The organism is Salinicola acroporae (genome assembly GCF_003206615.1).
In the GTDB taxonomy this organism is placed as follows: Bacteria; Pseudomonadota; Gammaproteobacteria; order Pseudomonadales; family Halomonadaceae; genus Salinicola; species Salinicola acroporae.
This window is the reverse complement of sequence record NZ_PZJW01000005.1, coordinates 239,162-264,553: the sequence shown is the minus strand read 5'-3', so window position 1 is coordinate 264,553 and position 25,392 is coordinate 239,162. Positions and strand designations below refer to the sequence as shown.

The 25,392-nt window shown below is 66.0% G+C and carries 18 protein-coding genes; 8 read left to right on the top strand and 10 right to left on the bottom strand.

Annotation, left to right across the window (positions count from 1 at the left end; genetic code table 11):
- Positions 1-63 precede the first annotated feature (63 nt).
- From DOM54_RS09300 to cra, 3 genes are all read right to left on the bottom strand, one after another.
- A complete protein-coding gene (locus DOM54_RS09300; RefSeq protein WP_206019062.1) occupies positions 64-534 on the bottom strand; it encodes a GNAT family N-acetyltransferase in 471 nt (156 codons plus the stop codon).
- Positions 531-2,435: a metallophosphoesterase family protein gene (locus DOM54_RS09295; RefSeq protein ID WP_240613835.1), complete on the bottom strand. Its 1,905-nt coding sequence runs from the start codon at positions 2,433-2,435 to the stop codon at positions 531-533. Before DOM54_RS09295 ends, DOM54_RS09300 begins: the two co-directional genes overlap by 4 nt.
- Positions 2,436-2,523: 88 nt before the next feature.
- Complete coding sequence (cra, locus tag DOM54_RS09290) at positions 2,524-3,507, bottom strand: catabolite repressor/activator (RefSeq protein ID WP_110716056.1); 984 nt, start codon at positions 3,505-3,507, stop codon at positions 2,524-2,526.
- A 281-nt stretch (positions 3,508-3,788) separates the two neighbouring features.
- Here cra and ptsP point away from each other — a divergent pair, with 281 nt between their 5' ends.
- From ptsP to DOM54_RS09270, 4 genes are all read left to right on the top strand, one after another.
- Positions 3,789-6,686 carry a phosphoenolpyruvate--protein phosphotransferase gene (gene ptsP / locus DOM54_RS09285; protein ID WP_110716055.1) on the top strand — a complete coding sequence of 966 codons (2,898 nt, stop codon included), beginning with the start codon at positions 3,789-3,791 and terminating at the stop codon, positions 6,684-6,686.
- Positions 6,686-7,648 carry a 1-phosphofructokinase gene (pfkB, locus tag DOM54_RS09280; protein ID WP_110716054.1) on the top strand — a complete coding sequence of 321 codons (963 nt, stop codon included), beginning with the start codon at positions 6,686-6,688 and terminating at the stop codon, positions 7,646-7,648. The genes ptsP and pfkB overlap by 1 nt, the downstream gene beginning before the upstream one ends.
- 11 nt (positions 7,649-7,659) lie before the next feature.
- Positions 7,660-9,450, top strand: coding sequence for a PTS fructose-like transporter subunit IIB (locus DOM54_RS09275; protein ID WP_110716091.1), 1,791 nt, complete (start codon positions 7,660-7,662; stop codon positions 9,448-9,450).
- 158 nt (positions 9,451-9,608) lie between these two features.
- Positions 9,609-10,175, top strand: a complete 567-nt coding sequence (locus tag DOM54_RS09270; protein WP_110716053.1) for an O-acetyl-ADP-ribose deacetylase — start codon at positions 9,609-9,611, stop codon at positions 10,173-10,175.
- Positions 10,176-10,479: 304 nt separating this feature from the next.
- Here DOM54_RS09270 and DOM54_RS09265 read toward each other — a convergent pair whose 3' ends face one another.
- From DOM54_RS09265 to folB, 4 genes are all read right to left on the bottom strand, one after another.
- Positions 10,480-11,172: a response regulator gene (locus DOM54_RS09265; protein WP_110716052.1), complete on the bottom strand. Its 693-nt coding sequence runs from the start codon at positions 11,170-11,172 to the stop codon at positions 10,480-10,482.
- Positions 11,173-11,184: 12 nt separating this feature from the next.
- Positions 11,185-12,705, bottom strand: a complete 1,521-nt coding sequence (locus DOM54_RS09260; RefSeq protein WP_110716051.1) for an ATP-binding protein — start codon at positions 12,703-12,705, stop codon at positions 11,185-11,187.
- A 185-nt stretch (positions 12,706-12,890) separates the two neighbouring features.
- Complete coding sequence (folK, locus tag DOM54_RS09255; protein WP_110716050.1) at positions 12,891-13,421, bottom strand: 2-amino-4-hydroxy-6-hydroxymethyldihydropteridine diphosphokinase; 531 nt, start codon at positions 13,419-13,421, stop codon at positions 12,891-12,893.
- Positions 13,421-13,774 (bottom strand): dihydroneopterin aldolase, encoded by a 354-nt coding sequence (gene folB / locus DOM54_RS09250; protein WP_110716049.1) that lies wholly within the window; start codon positions 13,772-13,774, stop codon positions 13,421-13,423. The genes folK and folB overlap by 1 nt, the downstream gene beginning before the upstream one ends.
- A gap of 189 nt (positions 13,775-13,963) precedes the next feature.
- Here folB and DOM54_RS09245 point away from each other — a divergent pair, with 189 nt between their 5' ends.
- Positions 13,964-14,590 (top strand): glycerol-3-phosphate acyltransferase, encoded by a 627-nt coding sequence (locus DOM54_RS09245; protein WP_110709817.1) that lies wholly within the window; start codon positions 13,964-13,966, stop codon positions 14,588-14,590.
- Here DOM54_RS09245 and tsaD read toward each other — a convergent pair.
- Positions 14,587-15,615, bottom strand: coding sequence for a tRNA (adenosine(37)-N6)-threonylcarbamoyltransferase complex transferase subunit TsaD (gene tsaD / locus DOM54_RS09240; RefSeq protein WP_110716048.1), 1,029 nt, complete (start codon positions 15,613-15,615; stop codon positions 14,587-14,589). The two genes, DOM54_RS09245 and tsaD, sit on opposite strands and share 4 nt — an antisense overlap.
- 275 nt (positions 15,616-15,890) lie before the next feature.
- On the opposite strand from tsaD, the gene rpsU reads away from it, so the two are divergent.
- From rpsU to rpoD, 3 genes are all read left to right on the top strand, one after another.
- Positions 15,891-16,106: a 30S ribosomal protein S21 gene (rpsU, locus tag DOM54_RS09235; protein ID WP_075560838.1), complete on the top strand. Its 216-nt coding sequence runs from the start codon at positions 15,891-15,893 to the stop codon at positions 16,104-16,106.
- A gap of 194 nt (positions 16,107-16,300) precedes the next feature.
- Positions 16,301-18,208: a DNA primase gene (dnaG, locus tag DOM54_RS09230; RefSeq protein ID WP_110716047.1), complete on the top strand. Its 1,908-nt coding sequence runs from the start codon at positions 16,301-16,303 to the stop codon at positions 18,206-18,208.
- Positions 18,209-18,506: 298 nt separating this feature from the next.
- Positions 18,507-20,354 (top strand): RNA polymerase sigma factor RpoD, encoded by a 1,848-nt coding sequence (rpoD, locus tag DOM54_RS09225; protein WP_110716046.1) that lies wholly within the window; start codon positions 18,507-18,509, stop codon positions 20,352-20,354.
- Between the two features lie 455 nt (positions 20,355-20,809).
- On the opposite strand, the gene DOM54_RS09220 is transcribed toward rpoD, so the two are convergent.
- Positions 20,810-24,775, bottom strand: coding sequence for a hybrid sensor histidine kinase/response regulator (locus DOM54_RS09220; protein ID WP_110716045.1), 3,966 nt, complete (start codon positions 24,773-24,775; stop codon positions 20,810-20,812).
- Positions 24,776-24,871: 96 nt separating this feature from the next.
- The gene (locus DOM54_RS09215) at positions 24,872-25,387 is read right to left on the bottom strand and encodes a hypothetical protein (RefSeq protein ID WP_110716044.1); all 516 of its coding nucleotides are present in this window, start codon (positions 25,385-25,387) and stop codon (positions 24,872-24,874) included.
- Positions 25,388-25,392 lie beyond the last annotated feature (5 nt).

The following is a 25,392-nucleotide window of genomic DNA, read 5'->3' as shown; positions in this document are numbered from 1 at the left end:
CCTTGCCGCGTCACGTCAACGACCGCGGCTCGCACGGCGCCGTGTGTCGAGCGGCGTCGCGGGTCAGAGCGACTTGCGCAGGTAGACGCGCTTCAGCCCGAGCTCTTCGGCGCGATGCGTCTCCACATAGCCGTAGCGCCGGTAGATCGCCAGATTCTCGTGCATCAGTTCCTGGGTATAGAGCGTGATGTCGCGAAAGCCCAACTGGCGAGCGTGGGCTTCCGCGAACGCTAGCAAGGTCCGGCCGAAGCCGTGGCCCTGAGCGGACGAGCTGACCGCCACGTTGTCCAGCAGCAGCGTGTCGGGCTTGGGGATCAGCACCAGCAAGCCGACGACCTCGTCGCCTGCCTGCAGTAGGTTGACGTAACCGGCATCGATATAGTGCGCATAGCGCTTGTCGTCGATGTCCTGTATCGGCCCCGGCGTCTTGCCGATGCGGGCGTTGTAGTGGCCGTAGGCGTCGCGAACCAGCGCTTCCACCGCGCTCAAGTCTTCGGTGGTGGCCACACGTAGCATGGCGTTGGTCGGGTTCATCGACGCGCCTTGTCAAAACGGGTGTCGCAGTCATCGGCGCCCAGTTGCATGACCTCGGTCGGCGCGCCCTCGGCGTCGAGTTTCACCTGGCCGATGCCGGCACGATTCCACAGTCGTTCGCCTTTCGAACTACGTTCGGGGCAGTAGGGCTCGATCAGCATGCGGCGGCGCTTGGTGAGCCAGTTGAGCGGCGACCAGGGCGCATAGAGCCAACGATTGAGGCGGTCGAACCAGTCGAGCAGGGTGTCGGGAAAGGTGTTCTTGAGCCCGCTGCTGGTGATCTGCCACATCTGTGGACTGTTGCGGCGCTGGCGAATGGTGATCGCATAGACGAAGGAGTAGTGGACATCGCCGGAGAGGATCACGTAGCGCTGCGGGGTGCGACTGTGGCGCAGGATGTTGAGCATGGTACGGGCGGCCCCGGGGTGTGCCATCCAGTTCTCGGCGTCGACCAGCAACGGCTTGCCGAACCAGGTGAACAGGCGTTGGATGCCCTCGATCAGCTTGACGCCGAAGATCGGGGCCGGCGACACGATGATGACCGATGGTTCCCCGAGCAACGCCTGCTGGAACTCGCTCAGCGCCTCCCAGTCCATCAGTCCCGACGGGTGATGCTGGCGGCGTTCGCTTCGCCAGCGCCGGGTGCGCGTATCCAGGACCACCAGGCGTGGCGTCGAATCGATGGTGTAGCCCCAGCCGGTGAAGCGCAGCAGCCGGGTCACCAGCCGATCGTGCCGTTGGCAGTCGAAGCTTCCATCGCCGGCGGCGGAGTCCAGCCATTCGCGGCTGGCGCGCAGCGGCTCGGCCAGCCCATCGGGATCATTGCCCCAGCCCTGGCAGAACAGGTACGCGATCAGGGCATTGCCCACGATCCGGCGCGAGAAGGGGTGGTCGTAGACCGCGGCCTCCCAGGCGGCGGAGAGGTTCCAGTCGTCGGTGACGTCGTGGTCGTCGAAGATCATCAGCGTGGGCAGGTGGGCGAGCAGGCGTGCCACGCCCGGCAGTCCGGTGACGAACACGTCGATATGTCGCTGCTCCTGGCGATAGCGGTCCTGCTCCTCCGCGCTGAGAGGGGGCGGCTCGACCTCGATCACTCGCCATGGCGTCGGTGACCAGACCAGCAGGTACATCGCCATCACCTCGGCGAAGGTGATCAGGTGATTCTCGGCGCTGGCGGTGGTGAAGATCGGCTTGCGCACGCCACCGAAGAACTTCTCGCGCAGTGCCTCGGTGGAGCGGATCGCCGGCAGCAGTTCGTCCCGGTGATAGTAGGTCTCGTCGCGGGCGTAGAGCTCGCTGCCGCTGGCGATATCCGTCCCTTCCAGGCATTCGTCGTAGAGGCCGAGGCGGGCGATCAATGCATGGATGGCGGCCAGCATCGGGCCGGCAACGTCGTCGGCGTAGATCTGGTCACCAGTCAGCAGCAGTGCCGCCGGCCTGGCGGCGGCATCGTCATGGCAGCCGACCAGCCAGCGGTCGGCGCGTGCCAGGCCATCCCCGCTGGCGTGGTGGGGCTTGCGACAGGAGCCATGAAGCAGGTTGTCGTGGCGCGAGCGCAGTACCAGCGTGGGGAGCGGCTCGTTGCCGTAGCACAGCGCCTGCCCCCAGTCGCCGCTCGAGTGCCATTCGGACTCGCCTCGGTAGGCGAGGTCGTAGGCAATGCGGACATCCTGGGGCAGGGCGGAATCCAGTTCGAGGTCGATCAGATGGAGGTGGGCGTGGCTGCCCACTTCGAGCCGGGTCGTTGCCGAGGCCAGCGGGTATGTCCACGACGCAGCGGCGGAGAGCAGGGTCAGCCGAAGCTCGAGCGGGCGTGATGCGGCCAGCCACAGCACCAGCCGCCGGGGCGCCGCCCGGCGGAGTATCGGGCCGGCCAGGATGTCGGGAAGGTCGTCTGACAAGTCGCGGTTCCTGAGAGTCTCGATGGGCCAAGCATACTTCAGTCGTGGCTCTCGGCCACGTGCCCGGAGAGGATCCATCACATCGCGCTCAGCGCCGTCGCTTGAGCGTCCTGTCGATTACGTCCAACCCTGGCGTGTAGTTGCCGCGGGCCGCCTGCAGGGCTCTCGCCAGCGCCTGTTCGGCGACCCGGTCGTGGTCCTGTGGCAGCGAGTTCACCTTGCAGGGCAGGAAGTCGAGCAGTCGATCGTCTCCGAAGGTGGCCAAGCGCAGGTTGGCCGGTGGCGCACCGTCCGCGAGCAGCACGTCGAGCAGGCCCTCCATCAGGGTGTAGGAGGCGGTGACGATGGCGTCCGGCAAGCCGTCGTCATCCAGCAATCGTTGCATCAGCCGGGCCCCGCTATCGCGGTCGTAGCGCTCGCCGCTGAAGCAGTAGGGACGGCAGCGGGGCTCGCTGGCCAGGGCGTCCAGAAACCCGTGCCGCCGCTCGGTGCTGATCGAGAGATCCGGGACGGCGTCCAGCCACACCACGTCGGTCACGTCGTCGGCCAGCACCGACCGGGTCAGCATCTCGCCGGCGGCACGACCGTTGGTCACGATGTTGACGAAACGCTCGGGATCCAGCGGTCGGTCGATGGCGATGACCGGCAGACCCTGGGCCAACAGTTCGACGTAGAACGGGTCCCGGGGGCTCAGGCTGCTGGCGACCAACAGCACGTCGCAGCGCTGGGCACGCAGGGATCTGGCGACTTCGCGCTCGCTCTGCGGGTCATCGTCGGAACCGGCGATCAGCAACTGATAGCCCTGACGGCGCGCGCCATGCTCGAGACGTTTGGCCAGCCGTGCATAGCTGCCGTTCTCCAGGTCCGGCACGATCAGGCCGAGGGTGCGGCTGTCGCCTCCCCGCAGTGCGGCCGCCTGGGCATCGATTCGATAGTCGTGGGCATTGGCGATGGCCAGCACCCGTGTCACCGTGGCATCGCTGATGCGTCTTGCTTTGGCCTGGCCGTTGAGGACATAGCTGGCGGTCGTGCGGGAGACGCCGGCCAGTCGGGCGATATCGGCAAGCTTCATGCAAGGCTCCTGCAAGGCTCGTGGGAGGGGGCGGCGCATTTTTCACGGTCTGAACGATACCGCGTCGGGCCCTGCCGGCCCAGTCTGATTTCGGCGGCTATGGTGCCGGCCGTGGCGTGAGGCGAAGGTCTAGCTTGCCAAACCGGTCGCCAGCGGAGAGCATTGGCCTCATTGAGGTGACACGATTCAGCTAGGGCGCTTGGCCATTTCGTCCGGCCGACCCCGGCGGCGCTGGACGGGCCACGAATCGTGCATCGAACGACCCACTCGGAGAGATCGTTATGTTGACCCTCCAGCCGCAAGACGCGGCGCTCGATTGCCACGCCGACAGTTGGCAGGAGGCGCTGGATCAGGCTGCCGCCTCGTTGCACGAGGCCGGTCTGGTCGAAGCCGGCTATCGCGATGCCCTGCATGCCCGCGAGGCGCAGGGCTCGACCTTCCTCGGCAGCGGTATCGCCATTCCCCACGGTACCCCCGAGAGCCGCGGGCAGATCCACCGAACCGGTGTCCGCCTGTTGCAGTTCCCGGCCGGGGTGACCTGGCACGACGGCAGTCGGGTATTCCTGCTGGTGGCGATCGCCGCCGCCAGCGACGAGCATCTCGACGTGCTGCGCCATCTGACTCACGTCCTCGACGACGAGGGGGTCGCCGATCGTATCGCCAACGCCGACAGCGCCGAAGCGATGGTCGCACTTCTCGCCAGATCGCCGGTCAAGGCACGCCTGGACGCCGGTACGCTGTGCCTGGGCTTCCCGGCGCGGGATCGCTTCGAGCTGGCGTTGGCGGCGGCGGCGCGGCTGCGTCAGGCGGAGTGTGTCGATGCGCGCTTCGTCGCTGCGATCACCGAGCAGGAGCCGGTCGCTCTCGGCCAGGGGCTATGGCTGGTGAGCGCTTCCCTCGGGGTCAGCCAACCGGCGCTGGGGCTGGCGACGCCGGAGCGGTCGTTCAGCGGTCCGAAAGGGGTGGTCAATGGTGTTTTCTGCGTGGCGGCGCAAGGCGATGTTCACCGGACGCTGCTGGAGCGGCTGGCGGATCTGCTGGACAGCGGCGAAGGCGAGGCGCTGATCGATGCCGACGCGGACCACGTCCTGGCGCGGTTGTCCGGCGAGTCGAACCATGCCGAGACCGCTCGGGCGACGCTGCTCAATGCACATGGCCTGCATGCGAGGCCAGCCAAGTTGCTGGTCCAGGCGGCCCGCGAACAGTCGCTGCCGGTCCGGGTACGCTTGATGGAGGGCGCGGCGGAGACGGTTTCCGCCGCCAGCCTGACCAAGGTCATCGGGCTCGGTGCCCGACGCGGTCAGACGCTGATCTTCTCCGCCGAGGGGGAGGGGGCCCAGGCGGCGCTGGCGGCGATGGTTGCCGCCGTCAAGGCCGGGCTCGGTGAATCGGTGCGCCCGCTGGCGGACAGCGGCCTCGCTGATCACGCGTCTCGAGACGAGACCGCGGCGCGAACGGCCGAGGCCGCGCAGGAGCCGATCACCGACGACACCGCGTTGCCGGCCACTGCTGCCTCGCCGGGCCTGGCGATCGCGCCGGTCTTCGTGATGCGCTCGCCCAGTTTCGATTACCCCGAGCGGGCTCGCGATCTGGCGCCGGAGCGGCAAGGAGATGCCGAACGCCAGCGAGAGCGCTTGCGTGCCAGCCTGAGCGAGGCGCGTGAACAGCTGCGCGCGCTGATCGGCACCGCCAAGGGTGGCGACGTGGCCGAGATTCTCTCGATGCATGCCGAGATGCTCGATGACCCGGAACTGCACGAAGCGGCTTTCGAGGGCATGCGCGATGGCTTGAGTGCCGAAGCCGCCTGGTGGCAGGCGATCGATACCGCCGCCCGGGCCCAGGAGGTGCTGGCGGACCGTCTGCTGGCCGAACGGGCAGCGGATCTTCGCGACGTGGGTCGCCGGGTGCTCGGCGTGCTGTGCGGCGTGAAGATGCCAGCCCCGCCGTCGCGCCCCTACATTCTGGTCACCGACGACATCGGGCCCTCCGACGTGGCGCGTCTCGATACCACCCAGGTGCGGGGATTGCTGACCGCCCGTGGCGGCGCCACGTCCCATAGCGCGATCCTGGCGCGGGCGCTGGGTATTCCGGCGGTGGTGGGTGCCGGTCCGCGGGCCCTGACGCTCGCCAACGACGATGAACTGATCCTCGACGGCGACCTCGGTCGGGTGATCGTGCGGCCCAGCGCGGAGCGCCGCGATCGCGCCGAACTACGGCTCAAGGAGCTGGAGCGGCTGCGCCGCGAGGCCCACGGCTCGCGGTTCGAGGAGGGCCGCACGGCGGATGGCCGGCGTGTCGAGGTTGCCGCCAACCTGGGCAACACCGCCCACGCCGCGGACGCCGTCGAGCAGGGTGCCGAGGGTGTCGGGCTGCTGCGCACCGAATTCCTGTTCATGGCGCATCCGGAGGCGCCGGACCTGGAGACCCAGATCGGCGAGTACCGACGCGCCTTCGATGCCCTCGATGGCCGTCCGCTGGTGGCGCGCACACTGGACGTCGGCGGCGACAAGCCGCTGCCCTACTGGCCGGTAGCGGCGGAGGACAACCCGTTCCTCGGTCTGCGCGGCATCCGGCTGGCGCTGACCCGCCCCGACGTGCTCGAGACCCAACTGCGAGCACTGCTGACCGCCGCTGGCGATCGTCCGCTGCGAATCATGTTTCCGATGGTCAAGGATGTCGACGAGTACTGCCAGGCCAGGGCGATCGTCGACCGCCTGCAGGCGGAGATCGGCGCCGGCGACGTCCAGGTCGGGGTGATGATCGAGATCCCTTCGGCGGCACTGCTGGCACCGAGCCTGGCGGCGGAGGTCGACTTCTTCTCCATCGGCACCAACGACCTGACCCAGTACACCCTGGCGATCGATCGTGGCCACCCTGAGCTCTCTTCCCAGGCGGATGGCTTGCATCCGGCGGTATTGCGGCTGATCCAGATGACCGTGGAGGCCGCTCACGCCGAGGGCAAGTGGGTCGGCGTCTGCGGCGAGCTGGGGTCGGATGCCGCCGCCGTACCGGTGCTGGTCGGCTTGGGGGTCGATGAGCTGTCGGTGTCGGTGCGCCAGGTGCCGATGGTCAAGGCGCGGCTGCGCGGTATCACCCAGGCTACGGCGCGACTGCACGCCGAGACGGCGCTGGCCCAGGCCACTAGCCAGGCCGTGCGCGATGCGCTGGAGACACTCTGATGGCGCATGTGCTGGTGGTGACGCTCAATCCGGCGATGGATCTGTCGATCCAATTGCCGCGACTCGAGCCGGGGTCGGTCAATCGCACGCGGTCGTCGCATCTGGCGGCGGCCGGCAAGGGCCTCAACGTGGCCCAGGTGCTGGTGTCGCTGGGCCATCGGGTGACGCTGTCGGGTTTCCTGGGTGCGGACAACGATACCGCATTCGTCCAGGCCTGCCGGCGCGATGGTATCGAGGATGCCAGCCTGCGCCTGCCCGGCGAGACCCGGATCAACGCCAAGCTGGCCGAGGACGACGGCCGGGTGACCGACGTCAACGGCCCGGGGCTCGAGGTCTCCGAGGCCGCACTGGCCGAACTCACCGCTGCGTTGGTCGCATGCTGCGAGACTTCGGCGCCGTCGGCGGTGGTGGTGACCGGCAGCCTGCCTCCGGGCGTGTCTCCCGCGGCACTGGCGAGGCTGGTCGAAACGCTCAAGGCGAGCGGTATCCCGATCTGGGTCGATACCAGCGGGCCGGCGCTGACGGCGGCACTGGCGGTGGCGCCTCACGCAGCCAAGCCCAACGAGCAGGAGCTGGCCGAGTGGGCCGGCGGTTCGCTGGACGAACCGGCCTCACAGCTCGATGCGGCCCGGCGGCTGCATGCGGCCGGCATCGAGGAGTCGATACTGTCGCTCGGCGCAGCGGGTACGCTGTGGGTCAGTCGCCGCGGCGAATGGCGGGCGACCCCGCCCAGCGTCGACGTTAAGAGTACGGTGGGGGCCGGCGACACGCTGCTGGCCGCCTTGCTGCATGGGGTGATCGCGGATCAGGCACCGCAGGACGCCCTGCGCCAGGCAACGGCGCTGGCGGCCGAAGCGGTCCGCCATGTTGGCGTCGGTAACCCGCACGTCGAGGATTTCCAGCAATTACTGCAACAGACGCGTGTCACTCGCTGCGGCGACGCACGTCAGGAGGGGGCATGAACGGTGAACGCATGAACGTCATTCTGATTACGGCCTGCCCCAGCGGCATGGCGACGACCTTTCTGGCCGCGAGGCGTCTGGAGCAGGCCGCGCGGCGTCGCGGCTGGCAACCCCAGGTCGAGATGCACGGCGAGCTCGAGCCGGTAGCGCCGGTATCGGCCCAGGCGATCGCCGAGGCAGATCTGGTCGTGGTGGCCGCCGAGCGGGTGCCGGAACCGTCCCGCTTCGTCGGCAAGCGGCTCTATCGTGCACCGGTCCAGCAGGCGCTGCCCGATCCCGAGGCGTTTCTCGAGCGTGCCGCCCGCGAGGCGACGGCGTTCGACCCCGCCGACGAACTCGCCAATGCCCCGGCGGTGGCCGAGCCAGACCCTTCCCGGGCCAGACGGATCGTCGCGGTGACAGCCTGTCCCACCGGGGTCGCGCATACTTTCATGGCCGCCGAGGCCCTCGAACAGGCCGGCCGGGCGCTGGGCCACCGGATCCATGTCGAGACCCAGGGATCCGTAGGCGCCCAGAACCCGATCGGTGAAGCCGATATCGAGGCGGCGGATATCGTGCTGCTGGCCTGTGACATCGAGGTCGACGATGCTCGCTTCGCTGGCAAGCCGATTTACCGCACCTCCACCGGCAGCGCCCTCAAGCAGCCGCAGCAGACGATCCAGCAGGCCCTCGCAGAGGCGCAGATAGAGTCGGCCGGCAGTGAAAAAAGGGCTGGCGGCGAGCGTAAGAGTGCGAAGGAGCGCGGGTTTTACAAGCACCTGCTGACCGGTGTCTCGTTCATGCTGCCGATGGTGGTGGCGGGCGGGCTCTGCATCGCGCTCTCGTTCGTGTTCGGGATCAAGGCCTACGAGCAGGAAGGGACGCTGGCGGCGGCGCTGATGCAGATCGGCGGTGGTACCGCCTTCGCCTTGATGGTGCCGGTGCTGGCCGGCTACATCGCCTACTCCATCGCCGACCGTCCGGGCATCGCACCGGGAATGATCGGCGGGATGCTGGCCTCCACCCTGGGCGCCGGGTTCATCGGCGGGATCCTCGCGGGCTTCCTGGCCGGCTACTCGGCCAAGGCGGTGACGCGCTACGTCAAGCTGCCGGCCAGCGTGGAGTCGTTGAAGCCGATCCTGATCATCCCGCTGCTGGCGAGCTTGTTCACCGGGCTGGTCATGATCTACGTGGTCGGCACCCCGGTGGCGGCGCTGCTGTCGACATTGACGACCTTCCTCAACAACATGGGCTCGACCAACGCGGTCCTGCTGGGCGTGCTGCTCGGCGCGATGATGTGCTTCGATCTTGGTGGGCCGGTCAACAAGGCGGCCTATACCTTTGGCGTGGGGCTGCTGTCGACCGAGACCTACATGCCGATGGCGGCGATCATGGCCGCGGGCATGGTGCCGCCCATCGGCATGGGGCTGGCCACGTTCCTGCGGCGCAGCCGGTTCGCCCAGGCCGAGCGTGAAGCGGGCAAGGCGTCGTTCGTGCTGGGCCTGTGCTTCATCAGCGAGGGGGCGATCCCCTTTGCCGCCAAGGATCCGTTGCGGGTGATTCCGATCTCGATGCTCGGCGGTGCGGTGACCGGGGCGCTTTCGATGTGGTTCGGCGTCAAGCTGATGGCACCGCATGGTGGTCTGTTCGTGCTGCTGATCCCGAATGCGGTCAATCTGGCGCTGCTCTACCTGCTGGCCATTGCCGCCGGCTCGGTGATCACCGGGGTCGGTTACGCACTGCTCAAGCGTGGCGAGGCGGAGACGGTGCCGGTCGCACCGGCGTCGCCCGATGTCGCCGGGGTGAGTCGCCAGGCCTCCTGACCTGACACGGCTCCGGTTCGCGAGCATCGGCATCGCGTCCTACATTGGGTGGAGACAAGATTGGTAACGACGGGGGATCAAGACCGCTGGCGACGGCCCGTCGCTGTCGGCCTCCGTCTTCGTGCCGATGACCCGACCGCGACCCGCCGAGGTGTGCAATGAAGATTCACTGGCAGGGCGATCGCCTGACCGTTGCCGAGGGTGATATCACCCGGTTCGAGGGCGATGCCATCGTCAATGCCGCCAACAAGAGCCTGCAGGGTGGTGGTGGCGTCGATGGGGCGATTCATCGCGCGGCAGGCCCGCAACTGCTCGAGGCGTGTCGGGAGCTGCGACGCACGACCTGGCCGGACGGCTTGCCCGTCGGTGAAGTGGTGATGACGCCGGGTTTCAAACTGCCGGCGCGTCACGTCATCCATACGGTTGGGCCGGTATTCGCCAAGTCGGAAGATCGTTCCGAACTGCTGGCCGGCTGCTATCGCAACGCCTTGCGCCTTGCCGCCGAGCATCGATTCGAGCGGCTGGCGTTCCCGGCCATCTCGACGGGCATCTACGGCTATCCGGCCGCCGCCGCCGCCAGCATCGTGGCGGCGGTGATGCGCGAGCGGCTACCCGCTCTGCCCAGCCTCGCGGTAACACTGGTGTTCTTCTCGGCGAGAGACGCCGGTGACTTCCTGAAGAGCGCTTCCCTCCAAGGCCTGTTCACATTATCCACACGGTCGTGACGGAGCCCGTTGTTTCGTGAGTCCAGGCGCGACCCTGGGGTTTTAGTGGCGCCAAGCGCCTGGCTCAGCACGATGCCTCGCGAAAAAACGGCCCGACACTTCGGGTTGCGCGTCCAATACGCCCAGGCTTCGTGGCGTGGCTGGGTGAGGAACCCCCCTTGCCGGGGCCCCGCGCCTTGCCTGAATGCATTGACGCAGCAACGCGGCTCGCGGCGTATCGCGTGAACAGGCCCTGGGGCACCACCCGGCAACCACCGCTACCGCAGGGGAAGGGGGGCCTCGCTTCCCAGGCCGGTCGCCGGCCTCACTCCTCCGGCTGGTACTTGTAGCCGACCCCGTAGACAGAGCGGATGATGTCCCGCTCGGGCCAGACGTCGGCGATCTTGCGGCGCAGTTTCTTGACGTGGCTGTCGACGGTGCGCTCCGAGACGATGCGGTGGTCGCGATACATGTGGTCCATCAACTGGTCGCGGGAGAATATTCGGCCCGGGCTGTGCATCATCACCTTGAGCAACTGGAACTCGACGGCGGTCAGGTTGAGGTCCTCGCTTCCCGCCATGGCACGCCAGCCATCCTCGTCCAGGGTCAGGTGATCCCCTTCAGGGGTCGCTTCGTCTGTGCCGGTGATGCCGTGGCTGCGTCGCAGTACGGCCTTGACGCGCGCCACGACTTCCCGGGGGCTGAAAGGTTTGCAGATATAGTCGTCGGCGCCCAGTTCGAGCCCCAGCAACCGATCCACTTCTTCGACCCGTGCGGTCAGCATGATCACAGGGATGGCGGGAAATCGCTCGCGAATCTGGCGGCACAGGGTGAGGCCATCGGTACCGGGCAGCATTAGATCGAGCAGCACCAGCATCGGCTGGTTCTCCTCCAGCCACTCCATGACGGCGTTACCGTGGTCGATGTGGTCGGAGGCATAGCCGCTCTTCGACAGATAATCGGCGACCAGGCGGGCGATCTTGGGTTCATCCTCGACGATCAGAATGGTGTCATTCATCAAACCGGCTCCCTATCGATTGGTATGGCTGCCGCTGCTACTGGCCGGCTCCCCGGCGGGAAGGCAGGGCTCGGCGGAGGATTTGGCGGGCAGGTCCAGCGGAAATGCCAGCGTCCATCGCAACCCGCCTAGTGGCGAAGCGGAGGGTGTCAGTACTCCACCCTGGGCTTCGATCAGCGCCCGGGCGATGGAGAGACCCAGCCCGCTGCCGCCGCTGCGTCGGTTACGTGAGCCCTCGACCCGATATAGCCGCTCGGTCAGGCGAGGCAGTTCGTCGGCCGGCACTCCCGGCGGCGTATCCTCCCAGACTACCTCTGCCTGGTCGTGACGTTGTCGCAGGGTGACGCGCAACGTGCCGGGGCCGTCGGTATAGGCAATGGTGTTGGAGAGCAGGTTGTCCCATAGCTGGCGCAGGCGCTGGCTGTCGGCGCGCACCCAGACGGGGACGGTATCGAGCCGAAGGGTCAGGCCGTGGCTCTCCAACCGCAACTCGCTATCCTCGAGCCGCTGGACCAGCGACTCCTCGAGATCCACCGGAACCAGATGCATGTCCAGTGCGCCAGCGTCGCTCTGGGCGAGCAGCCGCAGATCCTCGACCAGATGCCCAAGCTGGTCGACCTCCTGTTGCAGCGATCCCAGGTTGTCCGGCGACAGCGGCCGCACGCCATCCTGCATGGCCTCGATCTCGCCCCGCAGCACCGCCAGCGGCGTGCGCAGTTCATGAGCGATATCCGCGACCCAGCGCTGCCTGGCGCGGCGGTTGGCCTCGAGCGTCTCGGCCAGTTGGTTGAAATCCGCGGAGAGGCTCGACAATTCGTCGCGGCCGCGTTCGGACAGGCGCACGCTGTAGTCGCCCAGGGTCAGGCGCCGGGTGGCCAGCGTCATGAACCGGGCACGGCGCCCCAACCACCAGGCCAGCCCGCCCGCCAGCAATAGCGAGGTCAGAAACAGCGAGCCGACGATGATCGTGAGATTGCGCTGCTGGCGCTCGAGAAATATCTGGTCCATGCGCGCCATGAGGCGTTCCGGCGGGAGATAGCCGAGTTGCCCCACCAGCTTGTCGCCGCTGCGGATGGGAACGAAGTGCGGCTCCGGCGGCGGCGGGATGTCCAGATCGAGGTCCTGGGGTGGCGGCTTGAGCAGGGGTTCACCGATGACGGGGTTGCTCAACTCGTCGAGCAGCACATAGCCGCGGGCGTCGGAAAGTTGCCGATCGATCCCGGTCGGGGGGTGGCGGTCGCTCGACCATAGCTGGCTGCGGACCAGGCTCTGCCAGGCGCGGGGATTGTCGCGCAGCCACTGCCAGCTGCCGCGCTGCGTCCACTGCTCCCCCAGCGCGTTGGCTAGCGTTTCGGCCCGTGTCGACTGGCTGCGTTCCAGGTAGTTGACGAATCCCTCGTCCAGACTTCTCGAGACGAACACGAATACCAGGCCGCTGATCAGTACATTGGTGACCAGGATGATGGCGAACAGCTTGAAGCTCAGGCGTGACAGCCGCGGCCAGTCACGTCGACTGCTGAGCGATGGAGGCATAGGGGCAGGCTTTTTCACGAATGGCGACGGTTCCTAAGTGTGGCGCAACGCATGGCAGTGACGGTTCAGGCAATCGGCAAAGATTGTGGATATTGCCGCACATGTCACTGCTCTTCGAACTTCCGGCTCCGGACTTCCTGCCCCGATGCGCCGGGTTCGGGGCGCGGTAGTGAGCGGCTTCGACATCAGGTCTCGTCGCTTCGGGATATCCGTCGCTTGCCCCAGGCGAAGTCGATCGGCCGGTGGGGCTGGTGAGTGGCGTCGAAGGACGCCCACAGCGCGGCGAACGTGACGCCACTGACCGGATGCCGGTGCGCCGGCAGCAGCTCCGCCAGCGGATGGAGCACGAAAGCATAGCGGTCGATGTCTTCCCGCGGTAGCCGCCGGGTGCCGTCGCACGTGACGCTGTCGCCCCACAGCAGCAGGTCGATGTCCAGGGTGCGGGCGACGAACTTGGCTGGGCCGGCCGGTCGGCCGTTGTCCCGTTCGATCGCCTTGCAATGACGGTCGATCGTCGCCGGGGAGAGTTCGGTCTCGAAGGCCACTACCATGTTGTAGAACGGGCGCGCGTCGTCGAAGCCGACCGCCGGGCTTTCGAAGACCCGGGAGAGCTGCAGCGGGTGAGGTGCGGCCAGCGATTTCAGTGCCTCCAGCGCCCGGCTCAGATGGTGCTGGCGCCGGATGTTGCTGCCTAGCCCGAGAGCGACCAGCGGCATCAGTCGACGCTGCGCTCGATGCGCACGCCCACGGCGCGTGCCGCGGCCACCGCTCCCGGCTTGCGAACGGTCAGGCGCAGGTGACGGATGCCGAACTCGTCGAGCAGCAGCGCCGCGACGCGCTCCGCAAACGTCTCGACCAGGCCATGGGCGTTGGCGTCGGCGTAGTCGGAGAGGCGCTGGCAGATGGCGGCATAGTCGAGCGTCCGGGAGAGATCGTCGGCACGGGCCGCCGGGCGAATGTCGGTGCGCAGCTCCAGATCCAGCTCGAGGCGTTGGCGCACCTTGCGTTCCCAGTCGTAGACGCCGATCACCGTCTCCAGGCTCAAGCCTTCGATCAATACCTGATCCACGCGACCTCCTCGTCAGCGCTGATGTCCGTCAGCGTTCATCGTGCGGGCGGCTGGTCTAGGCGGACCGCCGTCCAGGGTGGCGTCGATTGTACGCGATGAGAGTGGCAGAATCAGGGCTCTCGATGATGTCCGCGCCGCGCGGTCAAGGGGAATGACGTCTTGCCACCGATCGTTGTCACCGGCCTGCTGATGGCGGCTGGCTATCTCAGTGGTTCGCTGCTCGGCGCGATCTGGGTCTGCCGGGCCTGGGGGCTGCGCGATCCGCGCTGGGCAGGCTCGGGCAATCCGGGATTCTCCAATGTCCTGCGGGCCTTCGGCTGGCGTCCGGCGCTGGTGACGCTGGTCATCGATGCGGTCAAGGGAATGCCGGTGCTGTGGCTGGCGGGTGCGCTGTCGCTCTCGGTCTGGGCCCAGGGACTGGTGGGGTTGAGCGTGCTGGTCGGGCATAGCTGCCCGGTCTGGCATCGGGGACGAGGTGGCAAGGCTGTGGCCAGCGCGTTTGGCGTACTGTTGATGCTGGCGACGCCGGTGGCGTTGGTCTGTGCGCTCTGCTGGTTCCTGCTCGCCTGGCGAGTGCGCACGGCAGCCGTGGCGTCATTGGCATCGGCGCTGCTGGCACCGCTGCTCAGCTACTGGCTGGTGCCGCCGATGACGGGCGTCATCTGCGTGTTCTCGCTGCTGGTGCTGGCACGCCACGCCTGGAACATTCGGCTGTGGCGGGAGCGGCGCCGCGAGGCGCACGAGCCGGCGCTGGCCGATCCTTTCGATGAAGAAGACGCCCTGCGTGACCGGCGCGAGGGCGATGACCGGGATTAGCGCCGGGGAGGCGTCAGCTCCGCCAGCGGCCAGCGTGGCCTCGGCTGTATCGCGTCGCTGCGCTGGCCGGCGATCAGCCGCTGCGCACCGGCGTAGGCGATCATGGCGCCGTTGTCGGTGCAGAAGCGTCCGCGCGGATAGAATGCCCTGGCCCCCAGCCTGGTCAGCGCGATGTCGAGCGTCTCGCGCAGGCGCCGGTTGGCGCTGACCCCTCCGGCGACGACCAGCCTCTCCCGGCCACTCTCCTTGAGGGCGCGCCGGCACTTGATGATCAAGGTGTCGACGACGGCATCCTCGAAGGCTCGGGCGACATCGGCCCGGGCCTGGTTGTCGAGGGCGTCCTGCTCGCGTAGCTGACGCAGCGCGGTCAAGGTGTGGGTCTTGAGCCCGGAAAAACTGAAGTCGAGCCCCGGCCGATCGGTCATCGGGCGGGGGAAGCGAAAGCGTTCGCTGCGGCCCCGCTCTGCTAGTGCGGCGACCTGCGGGCCGCCGGGATAGGGTAGCTCGAGCATCTTGGCGACCTTGTCGAAGGCTTCGCCGGCGGCGTCGTCGACGGATTCGCCCAGCAAGCGATAGTCGCCCAGGCCGCGCACGTCGACCAGTTGGGTGTGACCCCCGGAGACCAGCAGCGCGACGAACGGAAACGCGGGGGCTGTCTCTTCCAGCATCGGTGCCAGCAGGTGGCCTTCCATGTGATGCACGCCGAGCACCGGAATGTCGAGCGCGCGCGCCATGCCGTGAGCGGTGCAGGCGCCGACCATCAGCGCGCCGACCAGTCCGGGCCCGGCGGTATAGGCGATCGCGTCCAGGTCCTGCTTGGTCAGCTGCGCGTCGGCCAGTACCTGATCGATCAGTGGCAGCAGCTTGCGGGTGTGGTCGCGGGAGGCCAGCTCCGGTACGACACCACCGAATTCGGCGTGCAGGGCTACCTGGCTGTAGAGCGCATCGGCCAGCAGCCCGGCGTCGGTGTCATAGAGCGCGACGCCGGTTTCGTCGCACGAAGTTTCGATACCCAGCACGCGCATGGTCGAATCATCCGTCGGAGTCGTTGAAGGAAATGCTGAAGCGGAAGGCGCGCTAGTTTACGCCGTCGAAAAGGTATTTGCATTGGTTCATGGGCAGGACTAGAATGCTCTGCTCTGCAGGACTGGGTCGTGCGCCCTGAAGATCAGGTATGTGGCGTTGCAGACGATCGGCGAGGGAGTGAATCATCCCTCGTAGCGCCGTCTGAAACCGCACGGATCGTCTTCTCGGGCGTGCGTTCAAACCGAACTCAATTCCCAAGGTAGGTGAGTGCTTCATGCCCGCTGTTAAAGTACGTGATAACGAGCCGTTCGACGTCGCGCTGCGTCGCTTCAAACGCTCCTGCGAGAAAGCCGGAGTTCTATCCGAAGTCCGCCGTCGCGAAACTTACGAAAAGCCCACTGCGGTTCGCAAGCGCAAAGCTGCGGCTGCCGTGAAGCGTCACGCCAAGAAGTTGCAGCGTGAGCGTAAGCGTTTCGAACGCTTGTATTGATCCGTACTGCGGTGACCTCGGTCACTCCAGAGGGACGATCAAACGGCCGCCGTCAAGGTGGCCGTTTGTTTTTACCCCGCCGCCTTCACTGATGTCGGCACATGGGCAGCGTTCCCCGGCTGGTCTACCTTCATGGTCAGGCAGCACGGAACCTCCCCAGCCTCCCGTCCGATTCTCCAGAGCGCCTTGACGACATGGCCGGACAGATCTCCCAGCGCTTCATCGATGACCTGTTGGCGCGCACCGATATCGTCGATGTGATCTCCGAGCGGGTGCAGCTCAAGAAAAGTGGGCGCAACCACAGTGGCCTCTGCCCGTTTCACCAGGAAAATTCACCGTCGTTCACGGTAAGCCAGGACAAGCAGTTCTATCACTGCTTCGGGTGTAGTGCTCACGGCAACGCGCTGCGTTTCCTGATGGAGTTCGACAACCTGCGTTTCCCCGAAGCGGTCGAGCAGCTCGCGTCGCGTGCCGGGATGCAGGTCGAGCGGGAAGGTGGCGAGGACCCGGGTGCCCGCCAGCGTCAGCAGAAGCGTGAGGAAGGCGTCAACCTGCTGGAACTGGCGGCCCGCTTCTTTCGTGAGCGGCTCGCCTTGGGGGGGGGGCGTCAAGCGCGGGAGTACCTCGAGCGACGAGGCTTGAGTCAGGAGGTCATCCGGGACTTCGGCATCGGCTACGCCGAGGATGAATGGGAATCGCTCAAGCGATACCTGCTCGAGCAGGGCATTGGCGAGGCGGTTCAGGTCGAGTACGGGCTGCTGGTGCACCGCGAGGAGACCGGGCGCACCTACGACCGTTTTCGCGATCGCGTGATGTTTCCGATCCGGGACTGGAAAGGACGCACCATCGCTTTTGGCGGGCGGGTGCTTGGTGACGCTAAGCCCAAGTACCTCAACTCCCCGGAGACGCCGGTCTTCCACAAGGGGCGCGAACTCTACGGGTTGTTCGAGGCGCGTCAGGCCAACCGACAGCTTGCGCGGGTACTGGTGGTCGAGGGCTACATGGATGTGGTGGCGCTGGCGCAGTTCGGCATTCGCAATGCCTGCGCTACCCTGGGCACGGCGCTGACCGCCGATCACCTGCAGCGGCTGTTCCGGCTGGTGGACGAAGTGGTGTTCTGCTTCGACGGCGATAATGCCGGCCGCCAGGCGGCGCGTCGCTCGTTGCAGACGGCGCTGCCTTCGATGATCGACGGTCGTCAGGTCCGCTTCCTGTTCCTTCCGGAAGGGGAGGACCCCGACACGCTGGTGCGTCAGGAGGGCCAGGCAGCGTTCGAGAACCGCATTACCTGCGCCAGTCCGCTATCGGAGTTCCTGTTCGAGCAGGCGGCGGAAGGGCGCGACCTGAAGCAGGTCGAGGGCCGAGAGCGTTTCGTCACGGCCGTGCTGGAGATGCTCAAGCATCTGCCCGAGGGAGTCCTCAAGTCGTTGCTGGTGAAGGAGCTGTCGACGCGCAGCGGGATCGAGCAGTCGCAGTTCGCCGACTGGTTCGCCAGTCATGCCGTGCCAGCGCCGCGTCAGGGCGCGACGGCAGATGCCGACGGCTATGAGGCGCTGATGATGACGGCGGATGGCGACGTCGAAGCCGCTTCAGACCCGGGGGCGGCGGTCGATAATGGGAATAATCGAGCAAGTCGGCGCGGGCTCCCGGCAACTCGCGCAGGAACTGCTACGCTTTCCCTGACCATTCCGGCTCGGATATTGCATCTGCTGTTGCACGATCCAGGATTGGTCGACGGCTTGCCGGAATCGCTCGATTGGTGCCCCGCCGAGGTGCCTGATGGGCGATTGTGCCGCGAGGTGGTGCAATTGTTGCGCGCCGGGCGTTACCGCAGTCCTCAAGTGCTGCTGGCGCATTTTCATGGCAGTCCGGACGGAGAGCGGCTCGATCAGCTGGTTCGCCGAGAGCTCGCGATCCCCCGTGACGTGCGGGCCAGCGAGCTGGACAATTGGGTTCGCCATCTCGAGCGAGAGAGCGCCAGGTTGACGCCGGTCGAGGAGTACCAGCAACTGCTGGAGAAGAGTCGTCGGCCGGGAGCGCTGAGTTCGGATGAGAAACAGCGGTTGCGGGAGCTGATCGGCAAGTTGGCCGAGGGGTCGTGAGCCGCGTGGGCTCACCGGTGTCAGCGTAGGTGGGTCGGCGCATCCGAAATAAAGATCGAGACTACCGGCAGGGAAGCGTGAAGTGGTCGATCGGTGAGGTTGTCAACCGATAACCCGGTTGGAGAGGTTGAATTGGCGGCGATCGCCACCAAATAGGTAACCAAACACACTAGCACACCTGGTAGACAAGGTAATAGAAGCTGGCAGCAAAAAGCGGGGGCGCGCTATACTAGCCGGCTTTTGGGGCGTCGCGCTGTCACCCCAGGTGCTTCATTCTTCTTCGTCGAGTAGGGTTTCTATGGCTGGAAATGCACAGCAGTCACGTTTGAAGGAGTTGATCGCACGCGGCAAGGAGCAGGGTTTCCTGACTTACGCCGAAGTGAACGATCATCTCCCCGAAGATATCGCTGATCCCGATCAGGTGGAAGACATTATCTCCATGATCAATGACATGGGGATCAATGTCGTCGAGGAGGCGCCTGACGAAGACACGCTGATGATGTCCGACGATTCCACCGACGAATCGGCGGCGGAAGAGGCCGTGGCGGCGTTGGCAGCGGTCGAAAGCGATGTCGGGCGTACCACCGACCCGGTGCGCATGTACATGCGCGAGATGGGAACGGTGGAGCTGCTGACCCGCGAAGGTGAAATCGAGATCGCCAAGCGCATCGAGGAAGGCCTGCGCGAGGTGATGTCTTCGCTGGCCTATCTGCCCGGGGCGGTGGATTCCATCCTCGGTGTCTACGATCAGACCCAGGACGAGGAAGCGCCGGGACGGCTATCGGACTTGTTCTCCGGTTTCATCGATCCCGACGAAGGCATCCCCGGCGTTGCCGAGGTCGAGATGCCCGAAGAAGTCGAAGCCGATATTAGCGGCGACGACGATGAAGACGACGACGAAGACAGCGAAGAAGACGATAACTCCAGCGAAGGCGGTCCCGACCCCGAGGAAGCGCGGGTGCGCTTCGAGCAGATTCGCGAGCAGAACGAATCCGCCAAGGCGGCCATCGAGAAGCACGGGCGGGGCTCCAGCGAAGCCAACGCCGAACAGGCGCGTCTGGCCGAGCTGTTCTCGCCGATCAAGCTCTCGCCCAAGCACTTCGAACGCCTGGTCGGCCAGGTCCGGATCAGCGTCGACCAGATTCGTGGCCAGGAAAAGGCGATCATGCAGGTGTTCGTCAAGCAGGGCAAAGTGCCGCGCAAGACGTTCATCAGCTCCTTTCTGGGTAACGAGGCCTCGGGTAGCTGGTTCGATGAGTTTCTCGCCAAGCACGGCAAGTACGCCGAACGTCTCGAGCCCTTCCGTGGCGACGTGCAACGGGCTCAGCGCAAGATCAGCTTCGAGCAGGAGATGGTGCTGCTTAGCGTGGGCCAACTGAAGGAGGTCAATCGCCGCCTTTCCATCGGCGAAGCCAAGGCACGTCGGGCCAAGAAGGAGATGGTCGAGGCCAACCTGCGCCTGGTCATCTCGATCGCCAAGAAGTACACCAACCGCGGCCTGCAGTTCCTGGACCTGATCCAGGAGGGCAACATCGGCCTGATGAAGGCGGTGGACAAGTTCGAGTATCGTCGTGGCTACAAGTTCTCGACCTACGCCACCTGGTGGATTCGCCAGGCGATCACCCGCTCGATCGCCGACCAGGCGCGCACTATCCGTATTCCGGTGCACATGATCGAGACGATCAACAAGCTCAACCGCGTGTCGCGCCAGATGCTGCAGGAGATGGGCCGCGAGCCGACGCCGGAAGAGCTGGGCGAGCGCCTCGAGATGCCGGAGGACAAGGTTCGCAAGGTGCTTAAGATCGCCAAGGAACCGATCTCCATGGAGACGCCGATCGGCGACGACGAGGATTCGCATCTCGGCGACTTCATCGAGGACAGCACCATGGTGCTGCCGATCGACTCGGCTACCGGCGAAGGTCTGATCGAAGCCACCCGCAACGTGCTGGGCGGCCTGACCGCGAGGGAAGCCAAGGTGCTGCGCATGCGCTTCGGCATCGACATGAACACCGACCACACCCTCGAGGAGGTCGGCAAGCAGTTCGATGTCACCCGCGAGCGAATTCGCCAGATCGAAGCCAAGGCGCTGCGCAAGCTGCGTCACCCGTCGCGCTCCGAGCCGCTGCGCTCGTTCCTCGACGAGTAAGCGCGCGAAGCTCTATCGCGAAGCCCTACCGCGGGCATGAACGACGAGCCCCGCCAACCGAGAGGTTGGCGGGGCTTCGTTTTTGCCGCCGCTCGATTTTGAAAAAGCTGCAGGTGGTCCCTGATCAGAAATGAGCCACCTCGTGACGCCTTCCAAGCTGGCGCTGGGCGCTTGGGCCACGCGCCGGGGCTTGCGACATGGATGTCGCAAGAGGCGCATTGGGCAGGATGCCCTTTTGCGCCGGCCCGAGCGTGGCCCAAGTGATCAGGGGTTCGCAAGCTTGTGGCGTCAAAAAGGGGAGGCGGGGGTTCCCCCTCGCATTAACGTGCACGAGGGAGGTAAAGTCCCGGCAGTGGATGTGTCTTCTCTCGACAATGAGTTGGCGAAATCATTGTCTATGGATTATTGCCAAACCCACGCGGATGCCATGGGCGAGGTCGCCTCGCCAACACCGACTACTCCTCATCTCCAGATAGCCTCGCCGCTCGGCTCGCCTGCAGCGTACGCGTCATCAGCGCGCGCAGGGCGGCCGGGCGTACCGGCTTGAGCAGGATCTGGTAGCCGCCCCGCTTGATCTCCTCGGCGACCTCCTCGGTGCGGTCGGCGGTGATGACGATTCCCGGCACGGCTTGTTCGCAGAGCTCTTCCAGCGCTTCCAGCGCCATCATGCCGGTGACTTCGTTGTCGAGATGATAGTCCGCCAGGATCGCATCCGGGTCGCCGCCCATATTGCGGATCGCCGACTTGGCGCCGCCGATGGACGTGGCGGTATAGACCTCGCACTCCCAGCCTTCCAGCATCGCCTTCATGCCCTCGAGGATCAGGCGTTCGTTGTCGATACAGAGGATACGAGTGCCCACCAGCTTGTTGCTGGCACGCCTGCCAGGCGCCTTCTCCTCCGGGGTGGCGGCGCCGCGGCGGTCGGCCACCAGCGGCACGGAGACCGAGAAGACGGTGCCCATGTCGACCCGGGAGCGGACCAGGATCGGATGATCCAGCACCCGGCTCATGCGTTCGGCGATCGACAGTCCGAGTCCCAGTCCACGCTCGCTCTCCTTGTGACGGGAGGCCTGGTCGAGTCGCCGGAACTCCTGGAAGATCTCGCTCAGCTTGGACTCCGGAATCCCGGGCCCGGTGTCCCAGACCTCGATCAACACACGTTCGGCATGGCGTCGGCAGCCCAGCAGGACGCGGCCGTGCTGAGTGTAACGCAGGGCGTTGGAGAGAAAGTTCTGGACGATACGGCGCAGCATCTGGGCGTCGCTGTCGACCCACAGGCTGGTGGAGACCATGTCGAGATCGAGGCCGCGATCGTCCGCCATGACCTCGAATTCGGCACGCAACGGCCTCAGGATGTCGGCCAGCGGGAACTGGCTGCGACGCGGGGTGAGTGCGCCGGCATCGAGCTTGGAGATATCGAGCAGCGTGCCCAGCAGCTCCTCGGCGGCCTGCAGGGAGTTGTCGATATGACCAATGGTCCGGCTGTGGTCGGGTTGATCGATCTGCTGGCCGAGCGCCGAGGTGAACAGCCTAGCGGCGTTCAGCGGCTGCAGCAGGTCGTGACTGGCGGCGGCGAGGAAGCGGGTCTTGGAAGCGTTGGCATCCTCGGCGGTCTGCTTGGCCTGGCGCAGCGCCTGTTCGGCCTCGGCGCGGACCCGGTTCTCCTGGCGTAGCGCCGCGTTGGCCTCGGACAGCGCCTGGGTACGCTCGCGCACGCGCTCCTCCAGGTTCTCGTTGGTCTCGCGCAGGGCGATCTCGGCCAGGCGGCGCTCGGTGATGTCCTGGTAGAGGGCGAAGAAGCCCAGAATGCGGCCGCCTTCGCCGAAATGAGGTGTGTAGGTCACCAGCATGTAGCGGACGCCGCCGTCGCCATCGTCGAGCGATATCTCGAAAGTGACCCGCTCGCCGCCCAGGGCGCGTTTCATCCACGGCGTGCGCTGCCGTGCCGTCTGGGCCGGCAGCACGTTGTCCGCTCGCTCCCCGATCACGGCGTTGCGGTCGATCCCCATGGCCGCTTCGTAAGCGCGGTTGGTGAAGAGATAGCGGCACTCCTTGTCGAAGTAGGCGATCAGTGCCGGCACGTTGTCGGTGTAGATGCGGATGTTGCTCTCCGAGCGGATCAGCGCTTCCTCGGTGCGCTTCTGCTGGGTGATGTCCTGATAGGTGTAGACGAACCCGCCCCCGGGCATCGGGTTGCCCAGGACCTCTAGCACCGAACCGTCGGGGCGGTAGCGCTCGTAGCGGTGGGGCTGGCCGCTGCGGATGTTGTCGATCAGTTGTTCGACGTGCTCCTCCGGATCGCCCGGGCCGTATTCGCCATTGTGGGCGTTGTAGCGGAACACTTTTTCCATCGGCGTGCCGACCCGGATCAGGTTGTCCGGGAAACGGAAGATCTCCAGATAGCGCTGGTTCCAAACCACCAGGTTGAGGTTCTGGTCGACCACCCCGATGCCCTGGTTGATGTTCTCGATGGTGGCCTGGAGCAGGGCGCGGTTGAACTCCAGCACCTGGGACGCCTCGTCGACGATCGAGATGACGTCGGAGATGCCGATGCCACGGCCCTGGAGCGCCGAGTTGACCACGATTCGCGACGACGAGGCGCCGAGCACCGACGCCAGCAGGCGCTCGGTGAACTGAATGACGTCGATCGAGGCCCGGGTGTTGTTGTCCACCGGCTTGGCGTTGCGCCGGGCGTAGTCTTCGAAGGCCCGCTCGACCTGCGACTTGCCCAGGAACCGTTCGCACAGCACCTTGAGGTCGCCCATGGTGGTCGCCCCAGTCCAGGGACGGTTGACCGTGGTCTGGCGGGTCTCGATGCTGTCGACGAACAGCGAGGCCTGGATGCGCTCGACCACCCGCTGGGGCGTCAACTGCGAGATGAAGATGTAGAAGAACAGATTGAAGCCCAGCGACAGCATGGCGCCGTGGGCGAAACTGTCGGTGACGTTGAGTCCGAACAGGTGCAGCGGCGAAAGCCATTCCACCCCCAGCGGCCCGCCCACCAGCCACGCTTCCGGTAGCAACCCGGCCTGGATCAGCGCTGGCATCAGCAGGGTATAGGCCCAGATGGCGAAACCGACATTGAGACCGGTCACCACGCCCAGGCGATTGCCGCGCTTCCAGTAGAGCCCGCCCAGTACCGCGGGTGCGAACTGCGCGATGGCGGCAAGGGAGAGCAGGCCGGTGGCGGCCAGCGAGCTGTATTCGGCGACCAGCTGGTAGAAGAGATAGGCCAGGGCGAGAATGACGACGATGGTGAGGCGTCGAGCGCGCAGCACCAGACGGCCATAGTCGCGCGGCTTCTTTTCGAACCAGCGCAGCCGGAACAGCGCTGGCAGCAGGATCTCGTTGGAGATCATGATGGCGTTGGAGACGACCGCCATGATCACCATGCCGGTCGCCGCCGAGAGGCCGCCGACGAAGGTCATCATCGCCAGCCACGGCTGGTCGGCGACGATCGGCAGGGCGAGCACATAGCTGTCCGGGGCCAGGTCCTCGCCGGCGAACAGCGAGAGTCCCGCCGCGGCCAGAGGCAGGACGAAGAAACCGATGGCGATCAGGTAGATCGGAAAGAGCCAGCGCGCCCGCTTGGCATCGTCGGTATGGGTGTTCTCGACCACCGTGATGTGAAACTGGCGAGGCAGGCAGAAGACCGCCAGCATCGCCAGCAATGTCTGGGTCCAGAAGCTGGTATCGAAGTTCTGCTCGGTCAACTGCTGCTGCAGTTTCAGGTAGGTGTCGGCGCGCGTCAGCAGCTCGCCGAGTCCGTCGAACATGCCCCAGGTGACATAGGCACCCAAGACCAGAAAGACCAGTAGCTTGACCACCGATTCGAAGGCGATGGCCTGGATCAGCCCTTCGTGGTGCTCGGTGGCGTTGGTATCCCGGGTGCCGAAGAGAATCGCGAACGCCGCCATGAAGATGGTGATGTAGAAGGCGGTGTCGTCGACGATCGGTGCTTTCACCGCGTGGCCGTCGCTGGTCATGACCCGGAACGCGGTGGAGACCGCCTTCAGCTGCAGTGCGATGTACGGCAGGGTGCCGATCAGCGCGATCAGGCTGGCGAACGCCGCCAGTGACTGCGACTTGCCGTAGCGGGACGCGATGAAGTCGGCGATCGAGGTGACGTTCTGGCGCTTGGCGACGCGGATCATCTTGGTGATTACCGGCCAGAACAGCAGGAAGGCGAGCACCGGACCGACGAAGATGCTGGCGAACGACCAGCCGGAAGTCGCGGCCTGCCCCACGCTGCCATAGAAGGTCCAGGAGGTACAGTAGACGGCCAGCGCCAGACTATAGACGATCGGCCGGCGGCTGGCAGGGCCATGCCGCCTGGCATGGCGATCTCCTCGCCAGGCAATCGCGAACAGCGTGGCCACGTAGAGCAGCGCCACGATGATCAACAACCCGCCTTCAAACATGAACTCTCTCCCTTGATCTGAAGCCATCGCCGAGCCACTTCGGTTCCATGGGGCGCCACGACCCGGTGTGGCGTGATAGTGGCGCCGCGTGTTGCATCAACCCTTGGAGCATACCGTTTCGAGTTGCGGGTCGTCGTCCGAGAGATGACGCAGACGGTCGATGTCGGGCCGGCGACCATCGCCGACGAGCGGAACGCGCTCGCGGGTGCTGCAGTTGACCAGGTACGCCTGATGGGTCAGCACGTCGCGATACTGCATTTCGAAACGATAGAGAACGAACTCGACGAGGCGCTCGCCGTCGGCTTGCGATGTCACCAGTTTGTCACGATCCACCACGCTGAACGCCGTGGTCAGCGGATAGAGATAGGTCCAGGGGCGCCACGGCATCCGGCCTTGCTCGGTCGACACCACGGCCGCTGATTGGGGCAGCTGCTGGCGCTTGGCTTCATACCAGCCGTACTCGTAGCTGATCTGGTAGGCCAGCAAGCCCAGCCCCGCACACGCGGGGATGATCCAGCGAGGCAGCCTTCCACCGCTGAGAGAGCGCAACAACAGCGCTACGCCGGCGGCGCCCAGGCCGGCCGAGGCTGCCGCGACCAAATGCCATATCATGGTGA